General features: G+C 63.1%; 17 protein-coding genes. 6 read left to right on the forward strand and 11 right to left on the reverse strand.

All coding sequences use genetic code 11. The annotated features are described in order from the left end of the window. Positions 1 to 144: 144 nt before the first annotated feature. Positions 145 to 1,692, reverse strand: a complete 1,548-nt coding sequence (gene murJ, locus IGS58_RS20130) for a murein biosynthesis integral membrane protein MurJ (RefSeq protein ID WP_230522504.1) — start codon at positions 1,690 to 1,692, stop codon at positions 145 to 147. A 308-nt stretch (positions 1,693 to 2,000) separates the two neighbouring features. On the opposite strand from murJ, the gene rpsT reads away from it, so the two are divergent. Continuing rightward, on the forward strand, positions 2,001 to 2,267 hold the full coding sequence (rpsT, locus tag IGS58_RS20135) for a 30S ribosomal protein S20 (protein WP_010395935.1): 267 nt from the start codon (positions 2,001 to 2,003) through the stop codon (positions 2,265 to 2,267). A gap of 161 nt (positions 2,268 to 2,428) precedes the next feature. On the opposite strand, the gene IGS58_RS20140 is transcribed toward rpsT, so the two are convergent. From IGS58_RS20140 to IGS58_RS20150, 3 genes are all read right to left on the reverse strand, one after another. Beyond that, on the reverse strand, positions 2,429 to 2,872 hold the full coding sequence (locus tag IGS58_RS20140) for a DUF192 domain-containing protein (protein ID WP_070253569.1): 444 nt from the start codon (positions 2,870 to 2,872) through the stop codon (positions 2,429 to 2,431). Between the two features lie 127 nt (positions 2,873 to 2,999). Next, a complete protein-coding gene (locus IGS58_RS20145) occupies positions 3,000 to 3,320 on the reverse strand; it encodes a hypothetical protein (RefSeq protein ID WP_230522505.1) in 321 nt (106 codons plus the stop codon). 110 nt (positions 3,321 to 3,430) lie between these two features. Continuing rightward, positions 3,431 to 3,994 carry a pseudouridine synthase gene (locus IGS58_RS20150; protein WP_034782188.1) on the reverse strand — a complete coding sequence of 188 codons (564 nt, stop codon included), beginning with the start codon at positions 3,992 to 3,994 and terminating at the stop codon, positions 3,431 to 3,433. A gap of 290 nt (positions 3,995 to 4,284) precedes the next feature. On the opposite strand from IGS58_RS20150, the gene icd reads away from it, so the two are divergent. Further along, on the forward strand, positions 4,285 to 5,538 hold the full coding sequence (gene icd / locus IGS58_RS20155) for an NADP-dependent isocitrate dehydrogenase (RefSeq protein ID WP_070282785.1): 1,254 nt from the start codon (positions 4,285 to 4,287) through the stop codon (positions 5,536 to 5,538). Positions 5,539 to 5,625: 87 nt separating this feature from the next. Here the strand turns inward: icd and cspE are convergent, their stop codons facing one another. Then, entirely contained in the window at positions 5,626 to 5,829 is a 204-nt protein-coding gene (cspE, locus tag IGS58_RS20160) for a transcription antiterminator/RNA stability regulator CspE (protein ID WP_010395943.1), read from the reverse strand. A gap of 321 nt (positions 5,830 to 6,150) precedes the next feature. Here cspE and clpS point away from each other — a divergent pair, with 321 nt between their 5' ends. The 3 genes from clpS to IGS58_RS20175 all read left to right on the forward strand — a co-directional run bounded on the left by clpS (position 6,151) and on the right by IGS58_RS20175 (position 12,275). After that, complete coding sequence (gene clpS, locus IGS58_RS20165) at positions 6,151 to 6,453, forward strand: ATP-dependent Clp protease adapter ClpS (protein ID WP_034751577.1); 303 nt, start codon at positions 6,151 to 6,153, stop codon at positions 6,451 to 6,453. Further along, positions 6,450 to 8,750: an ATP-dependent Clp protease ATP-binding subunit ClpA gene (clpA, locus tag IGS58_RS20170; RefSeq protein ID WP_034751575.1), complete on the forward strand. Its 2,301-nt coding sequence runs from the start codon at positions 6,450 to 6,452 to the stop codon at positions 8,748 to 8,750. Before clpS ends, clpA begins: the two co-directional genes overlap by 4 nt. A gap of 171 nt (positions 8,751 to 8,921) precedes the next feature. Then, the gene (locus tag IGS58_RS20175) at positions 8,922 to 12,275 is read left to right on the forward strand and encodes a S41 family peptidase (protein WP_230522506.1); all 3,354 of its coding nucleotides are present in this window, start codon (positions 8,922 to 8,924) and stop codon (positions 12,273 to 12,275) included. 5 nt (positions 12,276 to 12,280) lie between these two features. On the opposite strand, the gene IGS58_RS20180 is transcribed toward IGS58_RS20175, so the two are convergent. The 5 genes from IGS58_RS20180 to prpR all read right to left on the reverse strand — a co-directional run bounded on the left by IGS58_RS20180 (position 12,281) and on the right by prpR (position 17,590). Next, positions 12,281 to 13,000: a LytR/AlgR family response regulator transcription factor gene (locus tag IGS58_RS20180; protein ID WP_034782191.1), complete on the reverse strand. Its 720-nt coding sequence runs from the start codon at positions 12,998 to 13,000 to the stop codon at positions 12,281 to 12,283. Beyond that, the gene (locus IGS58_RS20185; RefSeq protein ID WP_230522507.1) at positions 12,997 to 14,046 is read right to left on the reverse strand and encodes a sensor histidine kinase; all 1,050 of its coding nucleotides are present in this window, start codon (positions 14,044 to 14,046) and stop codon (positions 12,997 to 12,999) included. Before IGS58_RS20185 ends, IGS58_RS20180 begins: the two co-directional genes overlap by 4 nt. 3 nt (positions 14,047 to 14,049) lie before the next feature. Further along, entirely contained in the window at positions 14,050 to 14,922 is an 873-nt protein-coding gene (locus tag IGS58_RS20190) for an alpha/beta fold hydrolase (RefSeq protein WP_230522508.1), read from the reverse strand. 90 nt (positions 14,923 to 15,012) lie between these two features. After that, on the reverse strand, positions 15,013 to 15,951 hold the full coding sequence (locus tag IGS58_RS20195) for a phytanoyl-CoA dioxygenase family protein (RefSeq protein WP_230522509.1): 939 nt from the start codon (positions 15,949 to 15,951) through the stop codon (positions 15,013 to 15,015). 25 nt (positions 15,952 to 15,976) lie between these two features. After that, the gene (gene prpR / locus IGS58_RS20200) at positions 15,977 to 17,590 is read right to left on the reverse strand and encodes a propionate catabolism operon regulatory protein PrpR (RefSeq protein WP_151093313.1); all 1,614 of its coding nucleotides are present in this window, start codon (positions 17,588 to 17,590) and stop codon (positions 15,977 to 15,979) included. 211 nt (positions 17,591 to 17,801) lie between these two features. On the opposite strand from prpR, the gene IGS58_RS20205 reads away from it, so the two are divergent. Further along, positions 17,802 to 21,464 (forward strand): sensor domain-containing protein, encoded by a 3,663-nt coding sequence (locus tag IGS58_RS20205; RefSeq protein WP_230522510.1) that lies wholly within the window; start codon positions 17,802 to 17,804, stop codon positions 21,462 to 21,464. Here the strand turns inward: IGS58_RS20205 and xth are convergent. Beyond that, positions 21,461 to 22,225, reverse strand: a complete 765-nt coding sequence (gene xth, locus IGS58_RS20210; RefSeq protein ID WP_034782197.1) for an exodeoxyribonuclease III — start codon at positions 22,223 to 22,225, stop codon at positions 21,461 to 21,463. The genes IGS58_RS20205 and xth overlap by 4 nt on opposite strands. Positions 22,226 to 22,459: the final 234 nt, after the last annotated feature.

Genomic DNA, 22,459 nt, shown 5'->3' on the forward strand with positions numbered 1-22,459 from the left:
GGTTTTTTTTCGTCTTTCGTCAGTATGGCGAGACGCCGCAACAACGTCCTGCACAATCCGGACAAGCTGCGCAGGACCAGGCGCCAAGTCGAAGACAGTACGCTAGTACGGCGAGACGCCGGCAACAACGTCCTGCACAGCTTGTCACGCGTGGCGCTTGAAATCGCGGAAGCGGAAGCCAACCAGGAACAAAGTGGCAAAGTACGCCACGCCGCACACGGCCACCACCAGGGCCAGCGTGCCGGCCCGCAGCAGCGGATGGGCTTGCATGGCGATCCAGTCGATGCGCATGGCGCCAACATATGCCACGCCGCCCATCACGATGAGTGCCGGCAGCAGGCGCAGGAAGAACTTGGCCCAGCCCGGCTTCGGCTGGTAGATGCCGCGCTTGCGCAAGCCCCAGTACAGGAAACTGGCGTTCAGGCAGGCGCCCAGGCCGATCGACAGGGCCAGGCCGGCCACGGCGATGTAGGGCACGAACAGCAGATTCATCAGTTGCGTGGCGATCAGCACGCCGATGGCGATTTTCACGGGCGTGCGGATGTCCTGGCGCGCATAGAAGGCGGGCGCCAGGGTTTTCACGAGGATGATGCCGATCAGGCCCAGGCTGTAGGCCACCAGCGGCTGCGTCGACATGGTCACGGATTCGGCCGTGAACTTGCCGTAGTGGAAGAGGGTGGCGATCAGCGGCGTGGCCAGGGTCGCCATGCCGACGGCGGCAGGCAGGGCCAGCAGGAAAGTCAGGCGCAAGCCCCAGTCCAGCAGGGCCGAGTATTCCGTCTTGTCGCCATCCACATTCGCCTTCGACAGGCTGGGCAGCAAGATGGTGCCCAGGGCCACGCCCAGCATGGCGGTGGGGAATTCCATCAGGCGGTCCGCATAGGACAGCCAGGAAATGCTGCCCTCGGCCAGGCGCGAGGCGATGCTCGTGTTGATCATCAGGCTGATCTGCGCTGCCGAGACGGCAAACACGGCCGGCCCCATCTTTTTCAGCACGCGGCGCACGCCGCCGTCGGACAGGCCGATGGCGGGGTTGATCGACAGGCGCGGCAGCATGCCGATCTTGATCAGCGCAGGGATCTGGATCGCCACCTGCAGCAGGCCGCCGGCGAACACGGCAATGGCCATGGCATAGATCGGCTGCTCCAGATGGGGCGCGAGGAACAGCGAGGCGGCGATGAACGACAGGTTCAGCAGCACCGGCGTGAACGCGGGAATCTTGAATTCGCGCCAGGTATTCAGAATGCCGCCGGCCAGGGCCACGAAGGACATGCAAGTAATATAAGGGAACATCAAGCGCGTCATCCACACGGCCGCGTCAAAAGCGCCCGGGTCCTTGGACAGGCCGGTGGCAATCACATATACGAACCACGGCGCGCCGACGATGCCGATGGCGGACACGAGCAAGGTGGCCCAGACGAGGGTGGTGGCCACATGGTCGGCCAGTTGCTTGCTGGCTTCCTGGCCATGTTGGTTCTTGTATTCAGACAAGATCGGCACGAAGGCTTGCGAGAAGGCTCCCTCGGCAAACAGGCGGCGCAACAGGTTGGGGATGCGGAAGGCAACAATGAAGGCGTCCGTGTAGGCGCCGGCGCCAAAGGCGCGCGCGAACAGGCTTTCGCGCAATAATCCGGTTACACGGGACAGCATGGTCATGCTGGAAATGGCGGCGAGGGTTTTAAGCAAGTTCATGGGGCCAGATTATAGCCGGGCGCGGTACTGGCAAACGGTTAAAATATGGTAACAAGCGGGTAACAAGCGCCGCCGATTCGCCCTTGTCGGCCCCATTTTCAGGTGTTTTTGACGCGATACCCGGTTTTTTGATTTGCCCCCGCTTGAAAATATCGCTATAATCGAAGGCTGTACAGAATTCTGTTACGCAGACACTAATGTTTGACAGGCACTGGTTTGGCACACATGGTTCGGCAGACGCACAGAACGCACCGGTTGGCAAACACTAATGTTTGCAAACGCACTTTGACCCTGTTTTAGGAAATTCCATGGCAAATACCGCACAAGCGCGCAAACGCGCTCGTCAAGCAGTTAAGCAAAACGCACACAATTCGTCCCAACGTTCGACCTTGCGCACGGCTATCAAAGCTGCTCGCAAAGCGATCCAGGGCGGCGACAAGGCAGCTGCTGCTGCAATCTTCCAAGCATCCGTGTCGACCATCGACCGTATCGCTGACAAGAAGATCATCCACAAAAACAAGGCAGCTCGCCATAAGAGCCGTCTGGCAGCCGCTTTGAAAGCACTGTCCGCTTAATATTCGCCAGCAGGCAAGCCACCATGGTGGCCTTGCCTGTGCCGGTACGCTGGCGCTGGTTGAAAAGCAAAAACCCGCAGATTCATTCTGGCGGGTTTTTTCGCGTTTTTTCACCTTTTTTGCGGCCACGCCCGCCAGCGGCAGACCGCGGCCGCGCCGGCCTAGCGTGCCGCCGGCAAGTTGCCGATGTTCATTCCCGGCTTGATGTTTCTTTGCTTGAACCAGCCTAGGTGCATTTCCAGCGCATAGCGCACGGGTACTGTCCTGGTCGAGCAATGGCTGTCGAGCGTGTGCGGCTGCATGTCTTCGATATTGACGATCTTGCCGCCGGCATCGATAAAGGCCACGGACAGGGGCAGCGGCGTGTTCTTCATCCACATGCATTGCGTCGATGGGTTGCCAAAGACGAACAGCATGCCCGCATTGGCCGGCATCTTTTCACGGTACATCAAACCCTGTTCGCGCTGCTCTTCCGTGGCGGCCACTTCCGCCTGGATCAAATGCATGCCAGCCGACAGTTGCAAGCTCTTTGTCTGCGCTTGAGCAATGCTGGCGCACGCCAGCAGGGCGATCGACAGGCTGAGACGGCGTAGGGAATTTTTCATGGGGCGGGACGGTGGCTGCGAAGCGGCGATTAAGCCATGCTGGTGGCCGCCTGGTCAAGCGTGCTGCCCGGCCGCGCCGAAAGCGTGGGGTTACAGCAACATGCTGCCGTAACCCCGGGAACCGCGTTTATTTCACGGGCTTGCCTTCAGTGGCCGGCTGCTTGGTCTTGCGCGCCTGGGGAATCAGGCGCGGCGCATCCGTTGCCGCCGAGGCCTTGGTCGATGCACCTGATCGCGCCGCATCCGTCGCGGCCGAAGCGTTGACGGTGGCCGATGCCGGCGGCACCGGCTTGGCGGCGTCGGTGGCGGCCGAGGCATGGCTGGCAGCCGATGCGGGCGGCGGCTTGACGGCATCGGTCGCGGCGGAAGCGTGCACCTGGGCGCCCGATTGCGCCAGTGCGGTGCCGGCAAGCAGGGAAGCGGCCAGGGCCAGTATTACTTTTGTCATCATCTTTCCTTTTCGGTCATGTTGAGGTCAGATGATTTTAATGCATTATCTAAAAATAAATAGTGCTTATTGGCAAAATTCGGTACGGAAGGCGTTTTTTCTTGTCCGGCTCACGTTTTCCCAATGTTCTCGGCCGGCACCTCGCACCATTCTCCGGGCAGCAAGGGATGGCTGGCCAGCGAGAATGGGCCGATGGCGCTGCGCACCAGGCGCAGGGTGGGCAGGCCGACGGCGGCCGTCATGCGCCGCACTTGCCGGTTCTTTCCTTCTTTCAAGGTGATTGCCAGCCATGAGGTCGGCTTGTCGGCGCGTGCGCGGATGGGCGGATTGCGCGGCCACAGCCAGTCCGGCTCGGCGATGCGCACGGCCTTGCATGGCTTGGTGATGAAGTCGCCCAGGTCCAGCGGCGCCTGCAGGCGCGCCAGGCTGGCTGCATCGGGCACGCCATCGACCTGTACCAGGTAGGTTTTCGCTTCCTTGCGGTCGGGGTGGCTGATTTCGTGCTGCAGGCGGCCGTCGTCCGTCAGCAGCAGCAAGCCTTCGCTGTCGGCGTCGAGCCGGCCGGCCGGGTAGATGCCGGGGATGCTCAGATGGTCGGCCAGGGTGGCGCGGCCATCCTGCGGCGAAAACTGGCACAGGACCTGGAATGGTTTATTGAAGAGGATGAGTGGCATGCTGGTAGAGGAATTGATGTAAACGATGGTGGCTGCTGGTTGGCGCCGCAAAAGCGTGGCGCCCTGTAGGATACTGGTGCATAATATGGATGTTAGTCTTATGTCTTATAGAAGACATGGACGGTATGGCATTGAGATTCTTTGGCGCCCCAGATAGCCCGGGTGTTCTTTCCCTGCTAAAGTGCGTTGTTGCCGCCATGTTCGCACTTGTTTTTGTAAACTCTGCAACCGCAGAGCGCGTCGCCGGCCTGCGTTGCCCGCCAGCGGTGTGTCCCACTTCGGAGATCACGATGTATCAACATATCACTGTACCTGCTGACGGCCAAAAAATCACCGTCAACGCCGATTTTTCGCTGAATGTACCAGATAATCCCATCGTTCCCTTCATTGAAGGCGATGGCACGGGCATCGATATCAGCCCGGTCATGATCAAGGTGATCGATGCCGCCGTGGCCAAGGCCTACGGCGGCGCGCGCAAGATCAGCTGGATGGAAATCTATGCGGGCGAAAAATCGACGAATGTGTACGGCCCCGATGTGTGGCTGCCGGAAGAAACTTTGGCCGTGCTGAAAGATTACGTGGTTTCCATCAAGGGCCCGCTGACCACGCCCGTCGGCGGCGGCATCCGCTCGCTGAACGTGGCCCTGCGCCAGCAGCTCGATCTGTACGTCTGCCTGCGCCCCGTGCGCTACTTCACGGGCGTGCCATCGCCCGTGAAAGAGCCGGAAAAGACGGACATGGTGATTTTCCGCGAAAACTCGGAAGATATCTACGCCGGCATCGAATACCAGCAAGGCTCCCCCGAGGCCAAGAAATTGATGGATTTCCTCGTCAATGAAATGGGCGTGACGAAAATCCGCTTCCCGGCCACGTCGGGCCTGGGCATCAAGCCCGTGTCCATCGAAGGCACGCAGCGCCTGGTGCGCAAGGCCATTCAGTATGCTATCGACAATGACAAGCCATCCGTGACGATTGTGCATAAAGGCAACATCATGAAGTACACGGAAGGCGGCTTCCGTGACTGGGCGTATGCGCTGGCGCAAAAGGAATTTGGCGCCGAGCTGATCGATGGCGGCCCATGGTGCAAGTTCAAGAATCCGAAGACGGGCCGCGACATCATCGTCAAGGATTCCATCGCTGACGCGTTCCTGCAACAGATCTTGCTGCGTCCGGCCGAATACAGCGTCATCGCCACCCTGAATTTAAATGGCGATTACATTTCCGACGCGCTGGCGGCGCAAGTGGGCGGCATCGGCATCGCGCCGGGCGCCAACCTGTCCGATTCCGTCGCCATGTTCGAAGCGACGCACGGCACGGCGCCCAAGTACGCAGGCAAGGATTACGTGAACCCCGGTTCGTTGATTTTGTCGGCGGAAATGATGCTGCGCCACATGGGCTGGCTGGAAGCGGCTGACCTGGTGATTTCTTCGATGCAAAAATCGATCGCCTCGAAACGCGTCACCTATGACTTTGCCCGCCTGATGGAAGGCGCCACGCAAGTGTCGTGCTCCGGCTTCGGCGAAGTGATGATCGAGCACATGTAACTGGAGGGGCAGGGTGCCGCGCACCTTGCGGACGAAAAAAAACCCCGTCAGGAGACGGGGTTTTTCACATCTGAGGGCCGGCGATGCTTAGGCTGCTTGGATGTTGGAAGCTTGCTTGCCTTTAGGGCCTTGCGTGACTTCGAATTGAACTTTTTGACCTTCTTTGAGGGTCTTGAAACCGTTCATGTTGATTGCGGAGAAATGAGCAAACAAATCTTCGCCGCCATCATCTGGAGTGATGAAGCCAAAACCTTTGGAATCATTGAACCACTTAACTGTACCTGTTGCCATAAAAAGAACTTTCAAAATTAAAACAAATCACACGAGCCATAAAAGCAAGAAGCTTCTTGCCCCCTCCTCGACGTCTCACTTCTTATCAAGCTGTACATTACTGCAACAGTCGATACAGCATTGTTGGCGGAATAAATAATGAAGTCAAGCGCTTTTCCATCGATATTGCCAAATTCTTCACGGCAACCAAAAAAGCAACTCTTGATTTTGACGGCAAGGTCGCCATCTGCGCAGTATTAAGAAAACGCGTAAGATTGAAAACAATTGGAAAGGCGTAGATATTGCGCATGACAACCACTGTGAAAGCATTAGAATAAGCGTATGGCAACCAAGCACGACACAGAAACCCTGCTGGAGCGGCAAGTGCTGAAGCCGCCACCGCTCTACCAGGTAGCCTTGCTCAATGACGACTACACCCCGATGGAATTTGTGGTGGCCATCATTCAGGAGTATTTCAACAAGGACCGTGAAACGGCGACGCAAATCATGCTCAGTGTTCATCGCTACGGCAAAGGAGTGTGCGGCGTGTTCTCTAAAGATATAGCGTGTACCAAAGTGGAGTTCGTTTTAACGCATGCGCGCAAGGCGGGGCATCCCCTGCAGTGCGTGATGGAGGAAGTATGATTGCGCAGGAATTAGAAGTAAGTTTGCACATGGCGTTTGTCGAAGCTCGGCAGGCACGGCACGAATTCATCACGGTTGAGCATTTACTGCTGGCACTGCTGGACAATCCCTCCGCTGCCGAGGTGTTGCGTGCCTGCGCGGTCAATATAGAAGACCTGCGCAAGACCCTCACCAATTTCATCGGCGATAACACGCCGACCGTGCCTGGCACGGGCGAAGTCGACACCCAGCCGACGCTTGGTTTCCAGCGCGTGATCCAGCGCGCCATCATGCATGTCCAGTCCGCCTCGAATGGCAAGAAGGAAGTCACGGGCGCCAATGTGCTGGTGGCCATCTTCGGCGAAAAGGATTCGCATGCGGTGTACTACCTGCACCAGCAGGGCGTGACGCGCCTGGACGTGGTCAATTTCATTTCGCACGGCGTGCGCAAGGACCAGTCGACGGAAAGCGCGAAAGCCTCCGAAGGGGTGGAAGAAGCGCCCGTCGACGGCCAGCCGAAGGAAAGCCCGCTCGACCAGTTCACGCAAAACCTGAACAAGGCCGCTGCCGAAGGCAAGATCGACCCGCTGATCGGGCGCGAGGAAGAAGTCGACCGCGTGATCCAGATCCTGTGCCGCCGCCGCAAGAACAATCCGCTGCTGGTCGGCGAAGCGGGCGTGGGCAAGACGGCCATCGCCGAAGGCCTCGCTTACCGCATCACGCAAAGCGATGTGCCGGAAATCCTGCAGAATGCCGTCGTGTATTCGCTGGACATGGGCGCCTTGCTGGCCGGTACCAAATACCGCGGTGACTTCGAACAGCGCCTGAAAGCCGTGCTCAAGCAATTGAAGGACAATCCGAACGGCATCCTGTTCATCGACGAAATCCACACCATCATCGGTGCGGGCTCGGCGTCGGGCGGCACGCTGGACGCGTCCAACCTGCTGAAACCGGCACTGGCCAACGGTCAATTGAAGTGCATCGGCGCGACCACGTACACGGAATTCCGCGGCGTGTTCGAGAAAGACCATGCGCTCTCCCGCCGTTTCCAGAAAGTGGACGTCAACGAGCCGACCGTCGAGCAAACCGTGCAGATCCTGCGCGGCTTGAAATCGCGCTTCGAAGAGCACCATGGCGTGAAATACTCGGCTTCGGCCCTGTCGACGGCGGCCGAACTGGCGGCGCGCTTCATCAACGACCGCCATCTGCCCGACAAGGCGATCGACGTCATCGATGAAGCGGGCGCGGCACAGCGCATCTTGCCAAAGTCGAAGCAAAAGAAAACCATCGGCAAGGCCGAGATCGAGGACATCATCGCCAAGATCGCGCGCATTCCGCCGCAAACGGTCAACCAGGACGACCGCAGCAAGCTGCAGACGATCGACCGCGACCTGCGCAATGTCGTGTTCGGGCAAGATCCCGCCATCGATGCGCTGGCGTCGGCCATCAAGATGGCCCGTGCCGGCCTGGGCAAGACAGACAAGCCGATCGGTTCCTTCCTGTTCTCCGGTCCGACCGGCGTCGGCAAGACCGAGGTGGCGAAACAGCTGGCCTTCATCCTCGGTATCGAGCTGATTCGTTTCGACATGTCGGAATACATGGAACGCCACGCCGTCAGCCGTTTGATCGGCGCGCCACCGGGCTATGTTGGTTTCGACCAGGGCGGCTTGCTGACGGAAGCGATCACCAAGAAGCCGCATGCGGTCTTGCTGCTCGATGAAATTGAAAAAGCCCATCCGGACATTTTCAATATCCTGCTGCAAGTGATGGATCACGGTACCTTGACGGACAACAATGGCCGCAAAGCCGATTTCCGCAACGTGATCATCATCATGACGACGAATGCGGGCGCGGAAAGCTTGCAAAAGACGTCGATCGGCTTCACGAATTCGAAGCAGGCTGGCGACGAGATGGCCGACATCAAGCGCATGTTTACGCCGGAGTTCCGCAACCGTATCGACGCGACCATCAGCTTCCGCGCGCTGGACCAGGAAATCATCCTGCGCGTGGTCGACAAGTTCCTGATGCAACTGGAAGAGCAGTTGCACGAGAAAAAGGTCGAAGCCGTGTTTACCGAGAAGCTGCGCGCTTTCCTCGGCAAGAAAGGCTTCGATCCGCTGATGGGTGCGCGGCCGATGGCGCGTTTGATCCAGGACATGATCCGCAAGGCCCTGGCCGACGAACTGCTGTTCGGCCGCCTGGTGACGGGTGGACGTGTCACGGTCGACCTCGACGACAAGGACCAGGTCTTGCTGGAATTCCCGGAACCGCCAGACGCGGCGCCGACGGCTGCGCCGGAAACGGTGGAAGTGGAATAAGCTTCCTGCTGTCAACAAAAACCCGCCCACGCAAGTGGCGCGGGTTTTTTTACGTTTTTGTGGGCAATAAAGAAGGTTTTAAGAAGGTTTTCTTTGGTCATAGTTATGCCAGAATTGCTGTCCGGTATCGACATGATGTCCATGCCACCTGACCGCTATCTGGATGCTCATATGAAAATTTCCCGCAATCTTAGCTTGCTCCTGTTGTCCGCCGGCCTGCTGGGCAACGCCACCGCTGCCTCTTCTCCTGCCAGCAGCTATTTCCGCTTTCCCGCCGTGCGCGGCGATACCGTGGTGTTTACCGCCGAAGGCGACTTGTGGAAAAGCAGCGTGCGCGGTGGCGCCGCGCAACGCCTGACCACGCATCCCGGCTATGAAACGAACGCGGCGATTTCGCACGATGGCCAATGGATTGCCTTTTCCGCCGCCTATGAAGGGGCGCAGGAAGCGTATGTGATGCCGCTGGCAGGCGGCTTGCCGCGGCGTATTTCGTATGACAACGGCGGCGTGCTGGTCCTGGGCTGGACGGCGCAGGGCGAGGTGCTGGTCAGCACGCAAAACACGGATGGTCCCGCTTCGCGCCGCATCGTCGCCGCCATCGACCCCGTGAAACAGACGCGCCGCGTGTTTCCCGTGGCCGATGCCAACGACGCCGTGCTTGACGATGCGGGCAAGACGCTGTTCTTCACGCGTTTCGGCCTGGCCATGACCAACGACAATGTGCGCAATTACCGGGGCGGCGCGCATGCCACCCTGTGGCGCTATGAGCTGGGCGGCACGGGCGAGGCCGTGCGCATGCATGCGGAACCTGCCGTATTGGCTGGCAACAACAAGCGTCCCATGTGGTGGCAGGGCCGCGTCTACTATATTAGCGACGTGGGCGGCAGCGACAATCTGTGGAGCATGCTGCCGGACGGTTCCGACCGCCGCGCATTGACGACGCACAAGCAATGGGACGTGCGTAATGCTTCCTTGGGCGATGGCAAGATTGTGTATCAATTGGGCGCGGACCTGCAGGTGCTGGACCTGGCGGCAGGGACGGACTCATCGCCATTGCCGATCAGCCTCGTATCCGACTTCGACCAGCAGCGCGCGCGCCAGATCCGTTCGCCGCTGGATACCTTAAGCAATGTGCAGCTGTCCGGCAAGGATGAGCGCATCATCCTGACGGCTCGCGGACGCGTCAGCATCGCCGGCACGGGCAGCATGCGCCGCGTCGATATCGCCATTCCCGAAGGGGCGCGGGCGCGCGACGCCGTCTTTTCCAGCGATGAAAAATCCGTCTTCGCCATCGTCGACACGAGCGGAGAGAATGAAATCTGGAAGTACGCCGCCGATGGCTCTGGCAAGGGCGAGCAGCTGACGACGCAGGGAGATAACCACCGCTGGAAACTGTACCCGTCGCCGGACGGACGCTGGCTGGCCCACACGGACAAGAAGGGCCGCTTCTGGCTGCTGGACCTGGCGACCAGGGGCAACGCGCTGATCGACGACGCGGGCAAGGCGGGCGTGGACAAGCACGACGAAGTGCAATGGTCGCCCGACAGCCGCAACCTGGCCATCGTGCGTGTGGCCAGCAATGAGCAGCGCGAGCAGATCGGCCTGTACAACCTCGCGTCGAAACAGCTGCAGTTCGTCACCAGCGACCGCTATACGTCCGGTTCACCCGTGTTTTCGCCCGACGGGCGATGGTTGTACTTCATGTCGGCGCGCAATTTTCAGCTGGCCAATGGTTCGCCGTGGGGCGACCGCAACATGGGCCCCGTATTCGACAAGCGCATCGGCGTGTATGCGCTGGCGCTGCAGCCGGGCAACCGTTTCCCGTTCCAGCCCGACGATGAACTGAGCCGCCCTGGCGTCAAGCCGGCCGAGACGGACGATGAGAAGGCGGCCGAACTGGCGGCGGAAAAGGCACTGGAAAAGGCCGGCGGCAAGGGCGCCGTGAAAAAGGTAGCGGCTGCGCTGCCGGCCATCGTCAGCCAGGGCCTGGCCGAGCGCCTGTATGAAGTGCCGCTGGCGGCGGGCAATTACAGCGCGCTGGCCGCCGATGACAAGCGCCTGTATTTCCTCGAACGCGACAGCGGCGAGAACAAGTCCAGCCTGAAGACTTTGTCGATTGGCAATACCGGTTCCAAGCCGGAACTGCTGGTGGCCAACGTGCGTGAATTCGACCTGGCGCAGGATAAAAAGCATTTGTACTACCGCACCGCGGCAGCTACGGGACCGGGCGAGATGCTGGTGATCGAAGCGGGCGCCAAGCTGCCGTCCGACCTGTCGAAAGCCAAGGTCAAGGTTGACGACTGGACGTTTGTGTCGAATCCGCGCCTGGAATGGAAGCAGATGTTCAACGATGCCTGGCGCTTGCACCGCGACTTCCTGTACGACGCGAAGATGCGCGGCGTGAACTGGAAGGCGGCGCGCGACAAATATGCGCCGCTGGTCGAGCGGGTCACGGACCGCGCCGAACTCAATGATCTACTCGGCATGATGGTGGCCGAAGTGGGCGCGCTGCATTCGCAGATCCGTCCCGGCGAATTGCGCCGCACCGAGCAGGAAGGCACGCCTGCGGGCCTGGGCGCCGTGCTGGCGCGGACAAGCGACGGTTATCGGGTCGAGCATGTCTACCGCAGCGAAGCGGAATTGCCCTCGGCGCGCGCGCCGCTGTCGCGCCCCGACGTGGATGTGAAGGCGGGCGACGTGATCACGGCCGTCAACGGCAAGGACGTGCTGGCCGCGCGCGATATCAGCGACCTGCTGCTGAACCAGGCCGACAAGCAGGTCTTGTTGCAGGTCAAACGGGGGAATGGCAAGGGCGCGCCGCGCGCCGTCATCGTCACGCCCGTCAACATGGCGAAACAGACGGCGCTGCGCTATGGCGACTGGGAATTGAGCCGCGCCGAGCAGGTGGCGGCCGCTTCGCAGGGGCGCATCGGCTACCTGCACCTGCGCGCCATGGGCCCGAATGACATCGCCTCGTTCGCGCGCGATTTTTACGCCAACATCAACCGCGAAGGTCTGATCATCGACGTGCGGCGCAATAACGGCGGCAATATCGACAGCTGGATCATTGAAAAACTGCTGCGCAAGGCCTGGGCCTACTGGGCGCCGCCGGGCGTGCAGCCATCGTCGAACATGCAGAACACCTTCCGCGGCCACCTGGTGGTGCTGGTCGATGAACTCACGTATTCAGATGGCGAGACCTTTGCCGCCGGCGTCAAGGCCCTGGGCCTGGCGCCGCTGGTGGGCAAGCGCACGGCCGGCGCCGGCGTCTGGCTCAGCGACAATACGCGCCTGGCGGATAACGGCATGGCGCGCGTGGCGGAAAACGGCCAGTTCGGCATCGATGGCCAGTGGCTGATCGAAGGCGTGGGCGTGGTGCCGGACGTGGAGGTGGAAAACCCGCCGCACGCCACCTTCAATGGCGCCGACCGCCAGCTGGAAGTGGCGCTCGACATGCTGGCGAAAAAGCTCAAGGAGCAGCCGCGCCCCGTATTCCAGGCGCAGCCGATCCCCGCGCTGAAATAGTCCCGCTATAGGCCGCAGGCGGCCTTGAACTGTTGCGCGCGGCGGCGCGAGACCTCGACCACGCTGCCGTCCAGCAGGTGCAGGTCGAGGCCATCGGCGCCGTTCGGTGACAGCTGCGCCACCTGCGCCAGGTTGACGATCTGGCGCCGGTTGGCGCGCAGGAACAGGGCGGGATCGAGTTTTTCTTCCAGCTGGTTCAGGGTGCGCAGCATCAGCGGACGCTGTTCGCCGAAATGCACGCGCGTGTAGTTGCCTTCCGATTCCAGCAGGCGGATATCGTCAAACGCCACAAACCAGCAGCGTTCCCCATCCTTGATGAAGACCTTGCGCGGCGCAGGCGGCGGCACGGCTTGCGCCCGTGCGCCGGCACGCGCCAGCGCCGTGGCCAGGCGCGCCGCCTGCACGGGTTTTTGCAGGTAGTCGAGGGCGCTGACCTCGAATGCCTGCAGCGCATACTGGTCGAAGGCCGTGCAAAAGATGACGTCGGGCGCATCGTCCAGCGCGGCCAGCAGGTCGAAGCCGGAGCCGCCCGGCATCTGCACGTCGAGCAGCAGCAGGTCGGGGCGCAGCTTGCCGATCTGCGTGATGGCGTCGGCCGCGCTGGCCGCCTCGCCCACGATTTCCACGGCACCTTGCTGCACATGCGGCGCCAGCAGGCGCCGCAGCTCGGCGCGCGCCAGGCGCTCGTCATCGACCAGCAGTATCTTGAGCGGCTGGCCGTTCATGCCAGCTCCGGCAAGTGGATGGTGGCGTATACCCAGCCGGCCTGTTCGCACAGTTCCAGGCTGGCGCGCTCGCCGCAGGCCAGCTGCAGGCGCTGGCGCGCATTGTGCAGGCCGATGCCGGTGGAGCCGGACGCGCTGCGCAGCCTGCCCGTGTTGGCGACCTCGATCTGCAGCGTATCCATGCCAGCGCCGCGCCGCGCCGCGATGCGGATGTCGCCGCCATCGGCACTCGCTTCGACGCCATATTTGACGGCATTTTCCACCAGCGTTTGCAGGGCCATGGGCGGCACGCGCACGAGCTCCAGGCCGGGGGCGATGTCGAAGCTGACGCGCAGGCGTTCCTCGAAGCGACTCTGTTCGATGGCCAGGTAGGCGCGCACGGCCTTCAGTTCTGCCGCCAGCGGCACGGTGGCGTGCTGGCTGGACTGCAGCGCATGGCGCATCAGGTTGGCCAGCTGATCGATCATGCGCGCGGCCGCTTCGCGGTCTTCGAAGATCAGCGCGCGCACGCTATTGAGGCTGTTGAAGAAAAAATGCGGATTGACTTGCGCCTGCAGGGCACGCAACTGGGCATCCTTGGCCAGCACTTCCAGGCGCAGCGCCTCGGCCTCGAAACGGCTGGCGCGGCGCAGCGACAGCGCGGTGAAGTAGAACACCGTCCAGGTCAGGAATACCCCGAACCAGAACAGCAGCGCGCCGGGCAGCCAGGCGATGCCGCGGATGGTGTCCGGCGGATACATGACGTGGAAGGCGGCCGTCACGCTGGCCGTCTGGATGGCGGCCAGCACGATCAGCGACGGTACGATGCGTCTCCAGCGCAAGCCGTTCACCGCCCAGCCGCGCCGGCGCAGGACGCCATGCCACAGGTGCGACAGCAGCAGCCCGCCCAGCGAGCCCCAGCTGGCAATCGTCACGACGATGCGCAGCTGCGTGGAGCCGCCATACACGCTGTTGAACAGGGTGAGCGCGCCCCAGCCGGCCAGCTGGAAGGTCCAGTACCAGTTGATCCTGGCCAGCAGCGGCGGCCGATGCAAGGGTGCGTTCATCGCCTAGTCCAGGAACTGTTCGATGCGCGCCTGCATCCAGTCCGGCTGGTCGTACATGATGAAGTGGCGCGCCGTGTCGGCCAGCGCGACTTTTACGCCGGGCAGCTGGGCATACTGCTGCTGGAAGGTCGCCTCGATGGCGGCGCGCGGCGCATAGTCCTTGTAGGCGATCCAGGTACCCAGCACCAGGGTTGGCGATTTTATTTTCGCCACGTCCTGGCGCAGGTCGCTGGCCACCAGGGTGCCCATGGCCTTGATCACCGTCTCGCGGTCCGAGCGCTGGCCCCAGCCGATGATGCGCTCCACGTCGGCCGGCGCGCTGGCCATGCTGCTTACCGTGCGGCGCTGGCTGGCGGCGTAGGTGGTCCCATCCTGCGCGCGCATGGCCGATTGCATCTGCGCGGCTATGGCTTGCAGCTGCGGCGGCGTGATGGAGGGCAGCTGCGTCGCGCCCAGCGCCGGCAGCGAGTCGACGATCACCAGCTTGCCCGTTTGGTCAGGATGGTCGATGGCCATTTTCAACGCCAGGAAGCCGCCCAGGCTATGCCCGATGATGGCCGGCTGGCCCAGTTTTTGGGTGCCGATGTAGTCGGCCAGTTGTTGCTCGGCCTGCGCCAGCAAGTCGCCCTCGATGGGCGCCACGCCGGCAAAGCCGGCCAGTGTCAGCACGTGGCATTGGCGTGCGGCTTGCGGGCCGCACAGGCGCGCCACCGTGCCTTGCCAGACTTCGCCGGAAGACGCCAGGCCGGGAATCAGGACCAGGGGACGGCCTTGTCCTGTGACCTCGACCTTGAATGCCGTGGGCGCGGCGGCCTGGCTGGCGCCTGCCAGCAGCGCCGTACTGAGCAAGATCAATGTTTGCAGTGTTTGTTTCATGGGGTACTCCTCCTTGACGACCATGCTAGCGGCGCCGGGAGCGCGCGGCCAGCGCTGCGGGATGAGCGGCGCCAGGGCGGGATGAGTGGTTCAGATCCACGCATCCTGATCCTGGCAGTGCTCCGGGAGGTAGGTCAGGTACTGCACCATGCGCGGCGCCGGGCCGCGGTTGGGCGTGGCGCAATGGGGCAGGGCCTGGTGCCAGATGATGAAATCGCCGGCCATGCCTTCGACGGGCACGGGCCGCAAGTCCTCGACGGCCCATTCGCGCGGCTGGCGGCCCGGCGGTACTTGCCGCAGCCAGCCGGCCATGTGGTGCTGGAAGCCGGGCACGCAGTGAAAGGCGCCGTGCTGCGCCGGACAGTCGCTCAGGTACAGCATGCCTTGCAGCTTGAAGGGAACCGGCTGTTGCAGGCTGACGTCCCAGTGCAGGGCGCTGCCAAGGAAACGGTGCTGCGGCGTTTCCGGCGGATTGAAGCTCACCTTGTCGATGCTGGCGTAGATGCCGGTGCCGGCGCCGATGCCGGTGTCATATAGCTGCTGACAGGCGTGGCGTATGTGCGCGCAGTGGCGGTTTTCCTCGAGGGCCGGATGGTCGGAAAACTGCAGCATCAGGCCCCGCTTGCCCGGGTGCGGCCGGTACCACGATGCCATATCATCGGGGCTGGCGCCCAGGTATTCCCATATCGCCGTTTGTGCGGCGAGGCACTGCGCGCGCGGTACGGCGCCGCGCAGCACCAGGTAGCCGTGCTCCTCGAAATGGCGCAGTTCGGCGGCCGACAGCACGTCCTGATGCGCGCTGGCGGCGTGCGCCGGGCGGACGCGCGTGCGGCCCGCCAGCCACGCCTGGAAGGCTTCCAGCGTAGGGCGTTGCTGGAACAGGAACTGCATGGCGTCTTCCATGGAAATGCCGCGCGCATACAGCGCCTTGATGTCCCGGTGGTCGCGCGCCAGTCCCTGGCTGCCGGCCGCGCCGCCGTGTCCCGTGCAGCGTTGCCATAATTCGTGCAAGTGAGGCCAGTCGTCCATGGTGTCTTTTGTCTGGTTGAAGAAATCAGCCGGTGCGCAGGCGGCGCCACAGGGTGGTGCGGCTGATGCCGAGGTAGTGGGCGGCGGCGTCGCGGCGTCCGCCAAAGCGCGCCAGCACGGCGCTGGCGCTTTCGTCTTCCGGGCGCGGCGCGATGGCGGCGGCCGGCGCCGGCGTGCCGGCAGCATTGGCCAGTTCCGGCGCCACGCCCAGCACGAAGGCGGGCGTCAGCGCCTGCAGCGGTTCGGCGGCCAGGAACAGGGCCAGGCGCTCGGCCAGGTTGCGCAGTTCGCGCACGTTGCCGGGCCAGTCGTAGCGGCGCAGCAGCGGCGCGCAAGCCTGGATTTCCGCATGCAGGTTGGGGTGCGGACGGGCGCCCAGCGCGGCCAGCGCGTTTTTCAGCGACCACTCGGCCAGGCCGGGAATGTCGCTGGCGCGTTCGCGCAAGGCGGGCAAATGCAGGCGCAGCACGGCCAGGCGGTAGAACAGGTCGGCGCGGAAGCGTCCTTCGCGGATGCGCTGTTCCAGGTCACAATGCGTGGCGCTGATGATGCGTACATTGATGGCGATGGGCCGCGTGCCGCCCACGCGCACCACTTCGCGCTCTTCCAGCACGCGCAGCAATCGCGTTTGCAGGGCCAGCGGCATTTCGCCGATTTCGTCGAGGAACAGGGTACCGTGGTTGGCCGCCTCGAACAGGCCCGCATGGCCGCCCCTGCGGGCGCCCGTGAAGGCCCCATCCTCGTGGCCGAACAGTTCCGATTCCAGCAGGGACTCGGCGATGGCGCCGCAGTTGATGGCGATGAAGGGGCGGTTCGCGCCCAGGCTGCGCGGGCTTTCGCGATGGATCGCCTGCGCCACCAGTTCCTTGCCGCTGCCCGTTTCTCCCTGGATCAGCACCGTTGCCGGCGAGCGCGCATACAGCACCACCGACTGGCGCAGCGCTTCCATCGCTTCCGACTCGCCGCGCAGATCGTGCAGGCCGTGCCGCGCGCGCAGGGTGTCGGCCACTACCGTGCGGCGTCCGCGGTTCGATTCGATCTGGGTCAGGCGCGCCAGTTCCAGCGCATCGTCGAAGGCGCGCCGGATGGCCGTGGCCGAATACACGAAGACGGCGGCCAGTCCCGCCTCTTCGGCCAGGTCGGTGACGAGGCCCGCGCCGACGACGGCTTTGACGCCGGCCGCCTTCAGTTCATTGATCTGCGCGCGCGCGTCTTCCTCGGTGGCATAGGTGCGCTGAAAGATCTGGAAGCCGAAGGTGGCGGCAAATTCCGCCAGTTCCGGCATCGGGTCCTGGTAGGTGACGACGCCGATGTGCGGCGAGATGCGCCGCGCGCGCGCCAGCGCCTGCATCACGTCGTAGCCGCTGGCCTTGGCGATGATGACGGGTACCGACAGCCGGCCTTTCAGGTAGGCGCCGTTCGAACCGGCCGCGATGACGGCGTCGCAGCGCTCCGTGGCCATGCGTTCGCGGATGTGGCGCACGGCGTCGTCAAAGCCCAGGTTGATCGGTTCGATCGTCGCCAGGTCGTCGTATTCGAGCGTGATGTCGCGGAACAGGTCGAACAGGCGCGAGACGGAGACGGTCCAGATGACGGGTTTGTCGCGATGGTCGAGCGGAGGTTGGGGAGGGCGGCGCATGCTTTATTCTAAACGATTTGTTTCATTTTTCAGCCATGCAACGGCGTTGCAACGGGCGTGTTGCAAGTGGTCTGTGGTGTTTCAGATATTGCCAATAAGGAATATGAAAAAACCCCGGGAAACTGGTTTATGATCTAGCAGCACCATGATGCTTGGAAGAATATTTGCCCAGGCGCATGTTTATCTTGTCTTTAACCATCCCATGGTGTCCATGAACCGCGTACCGACCAGTCCCGATTTCATCGCCGATGCCTTGCAACTGATCGCCTTGCCGGCCTGCGCCTGCGATGCCTGCGGCATGGTGGTGGCCGCGAATGGCGCCTTGCAGGCCCTGCTGGGTCGGGATATGGCGGGCCGGCTGCTGGCCGACTGCTTTACGGACGCTTACCGCGCGTCGAGCACCAGCATGCTGCGCGGTACGCTTGGCGCGGCCGGGCGCGAGCGGCACTGGGACAGCAGCCTGGAAGGGGAGGCGGGCGCCATCGCCGTGCAGGTCTGGTCGCGGCCCCTGCTGGTGGACGATGGCTTGCCCGGTGCGACCCTCGTGTTTGCCGACATCAGCGTGCAGCAGCGCGACCAGCAAGCCTTGCGCAAGACCTTGCTCGAGCAGCAGGCGATCCTGGAAAGCGCGGCCGTCGGCATCGTCTTTTCCAAGGGCGGCTTCATCGAGGAATGCAATATCCGCGCCGCCGAGATGCTCGGCTACGCGCGCCACCAGCTGACGGGCATGCCGGGCGCGGTGCTGTACCGCTCCGCCGAGCATTGCCGCGCCCTGGGGCTGGAAGCGGCGCCGCTGCTGTCGAAGGGCAAGCCCTACCGCACGGAACTGGAATTGCGGCGCCAGGATGGCACCCTGTTCTGGAGCCGCCTGCACGGGCGCGCCGTCGATCCCCTCAATACGCATGACGGCACGGTCTGGATCATCGAAGACATCAGCGACCACCGGCGCGATGAAGACCAGCTGCGGCGCGCCATGCTGGAAATGCAGGCCGTGATGGATAACGCGCCCTTGGCCATCGGTTTTCAGCGCGACAAGGGCGTGCTGCGCTACAACCGGCGTTTCGCCGAATGCTTCGGTTTTGACGGCGACAGCGGCGTGGGCCTGGCCGTCGCCGACCTGTATCCGTCGCGCGCGGCGTATGACAATGTCGTGCGCCAGGCCGCACCGCTGCTGCGGCGCGGCTTGCCGTTCCAGGGCGAGATGGAGATGCGCCGCCGCGACGGCTCCACGTTCTGGGCCCTGGCGTATGGCTATGTGCTGAATCCCGAGAGCCAGTCCGACCGCGCGCTGCGCGACACGATCTGGCTGTTCGACGACCGCAGCGCGCAGAAGGCGGCCGAGGAGGCGACGCGCCAGCTGATGCTCGAGCAGCAGGCTATCCTCGACAATGCCTCCGTCGGCATCCTGTTTTCCCGTTCGCGCCTGATCCTGCGCTGCAATCCCCGTTTCGCCGAAATGTTCGGCTACGCGCAGGAGGAGATGACGGGCCTGCCCGCCGCCGAACTGTTTCCGTCGCCCGCCGCCTACGAGGAGTTTGGCGTGCAGGCCACGCCGCTGCTGGGACAGGGCTTGCCTTACGAGCAGGATGAATCGCTGTTCCGCCGCCGCGACGGCAGCCTGTTCTGGTGCCGCATCCGCGCCAAGGCCGTCGACCAGACGCACAGCGAGCAGGGCGCCATCTGGATACTGGAAGACATCACGGCCAGCCGCCAGACGCAGATGGAAGTGGCGGCCATCATGACGAATGCCTCGGTGAGCATCCTGTATACCAAGAATCGCCTGATCACGCGCTATAACCTGGGCTTTGCGGCGATGTTCGGCTATAGCGGCGACGAGGCGCTGGGCTTGCCCGGGCGCGCGCTGTACGTGTCGCAGCAATCGTACGAGCTGCTGGGCGCGGCGGCCTTCCCCTTCCTGTCGGTGGCCAAGCCCTTCCAGACGGAAGTGGAAATGATGCGCCGCGACGGCAGCACCTTGTGGGCGCAGCTGATCGCCTATGTCGTCAATCCGGACGATCCCGCCGCCGGTACCATCTGGATCATCGAGGACCGCACGGAAGCCAAGCGCGCCGAAGAATCCCTGCGCAACGCGCTGCTGGAAAACCAGGCCATCCTGGACAGCGCCGTGCTGGGTATCTCGGTGATAGAGGGCGGCTACAATTTGCGTGCCAACAGCAAGATGGAAGAGCTGTTCGGCTATGGACCCGGTGAAATCAACGGCCTGTCGGTGCAGGCCCTGTATCCGGACATGGCCGCGTGGAAGGTGGCGCGCGGCGAGACGGCGCGCGACTTCGATGCGGGACGCGTGCACATGTCGGAATACCAGCTGGTGCGCAAGGATGGCAGCCGCTTCTGGGCGCGCCTGTCCGGCCGGCCGTTCGACCTGGCGCATGCGCATGGCCGTTCCGTGTGGCTGGTCGACGACGTGACGGCGCGCCGCGAGGCGGCCGAGGCGGTGCGCCGCGCGCGCGACGAGCTGGAATTGCGCGTGCAGGAACGCACGGCCGAACTGGCCGGCGCCAACCTGCTGTTGCAGGGCGAGATCGTCGAGCGGCGCCAGGCCGAGGCGCGGGTGCACCACATGGCCTATCACGACAACCTGACAGGCTTGCCGAACCGCGCGTTGCTGTCGGACCGGCTGGAACGGGCCATGCTGGCCTCGCAGCGTTCCGGGCGCAAGCTGGCCGTGATGTTCATCGACCTGGACCGCTTCAAGACCATCAACGATTCGCTGGGCCACATGACGGGCGACTTGCTGCTCAAGGAAGTGGCCGCCCGGCTGTGTGGCGCCGTGCGCGCCAGCGACACGGTGGCGCGCCTGGGCGGCGACGAATTCGTCGTGCTGGTGCCGGGCATCCGCGGCAGTGACGAGGCGGCGCGCGTGGCCGAGAAGATCATCGAAGCGCTGACACCCGCCTTTCCGCTCGACGGCCATGTGCTGCACGTGACGCCGTCGATCGGCATCTGCGTGTATCCGGACGATGGCGGCGACGTCGACGCCCTGATGCGCCATGCCGATGCGGCCATGTACCACGCCAAGGGCAACGGCCGCAATAACTACCAGTTCTTCACGCAGACGATGAACCAGGCGGCGGCCTTGCACTTCGACCTGGAAAGCAGCCTGCGCACGGCGCTGGCGCTGCAGCAGTTCGAACTGTTTTACCAGCCCGTCATCGATATCGCCACGCGCCGGCTGCACGGCATGGAAGTGCTGCTGCGCTGGCGCCGCCCGGGCCACGGCCTGGTGCTGCCGGACCGCTTCATTCCCATCATGGAGGAAAACGGCCTGATCGTGCCGGTGGGCGAATGGGTAATGCGCCAGGCCTGCGAGCAAAGCATGGCCTGGCAGCGCCAGGGCTTGCAGCCGGTGCCCTTGGCGGTGAATCTGTCGCCGCGCCAGTTCATGCACAAGGGCCTGGTGGCGGCGATTGGCGCCGTGGTGCGGGAAACGGGCATCGACCCGGCGCTGCTGGAATTCGAGATCACCGAGACGGCGCTGATGCAGCACGGCGAGCATACGCTGGAGATTTTGCGCCAGATCAATGGCATGGGCTTGCGCCTGTCGATCGATGATTTCGGCACCGGCTATTCCAGCCTGGCCTACCTGAAGCGGTTCCCCGTGAAGAAGGTCAAGATCGACCGCGCCTTCATCAAGGACCTGGAGCACAGCGGGGAAGACCGCGCCATCGTGGCGGCCATCATCGCGCTGGCCGACAGCCTGCAATTGTCGGCCGTGGCCGAGGGCGTGGAGACGGAAGAGCAGTTCGCCCTGCTGCAGGCGAACGGCTGCCGCTATGCGCAGGGCTATCTGTTTTCCGCGCCAGTGCCTGCCGTGAACGCGCAGGCCTTGCTGGAGCGGATAGCCGTTAGCTAGTCAATCGTCGCCACGACTGGCGCATGGTCGGACGGCTGTTCCCACTTGCGCGGTACGCGGTCGATGACGCACGCCGTGCAGCGGGCGGCGAGGGCGGGCGAGAGCAGGATGTGGTCGATGCGCAGGCCCTTGTTCAGGCGGAAGCCCAGCTGGCGGTAATCCCACCAGCTGAACGATTTGTCCGCCTGCTCGAACAGGCGGAAAGCATCCGTCAGGCCGATGTCGAACAGGCGCTGCAGGGCGGCGCGTTCCTTGTCCGACACCAGTACCTGGCCTTCCCAGGCGACAGGGTCATGCACGTCGCGGTCGTCGGGCGCGATATTGTAGTCGCCGACGACGGCCAGTTGCGGGTGCTGCTGCGCTTCTTCGGCCAGCCAGTCGTGCAGGGCGGCCAGCCAGCCCAGCTTGTATTCGTACTTGTCCGAGTCGACGCTCTGGCCGTTCGGCACGTAGGCGCAGACGACGCGCACGCCACCGATGGTGGCGGCCAGGATGCGCTGCTGCGCGTCTTCATAGCGCGGGTTGTTCTTCACCACGTCGGTGATCGGCAGCTTCGACAGGATGGCCACGCCGTTATACGTTTTCTGGCCGCTGAAGACCACCTGGTAGCCGGCCGCCTCGATCTCGGCGACGGGGAACTTGTCGTCCGTCAGTTTGGTCTCTTGCAGGCAGAGTATGTCGACCGGGTTGTCTGTCAGCCACTGCAGCACTTGCGGCAGGCGCACTTTGAGCGAGTTGACGTTCCAGGTGGCGAGTTTCATGGGAAAAATCCTTGCTTGAATGGGTATCGATAGGCGCGAATCTTACCGCATGCGTGTCGATGACGTCTTGCGCCGCTTGCCGGGTAGGAGCTTTATTTGCTGGCAGGGAAAAAGAGTACAAATAAAGTATTTATACTTAACCAATCGTGGCGCATGAATATTATGTTTTTGTGTATCATTGATCAACCCCTATGTTTGATTTGGCATAAGTGGCTGGCGCGGCAGGATGCGTCT

Source organism: Janthinobacterium sp. EB271-G4-7A (genome assembly GCF_020858075.1).
Taxonomy (GTDB): domain Bacteria; phylum Pseudomonadota; class Gammaproteobacteria; order Burkholderiales; family Burkholderiaceae_D; genus Janthinobacterium; species Janthinobacterium lividum.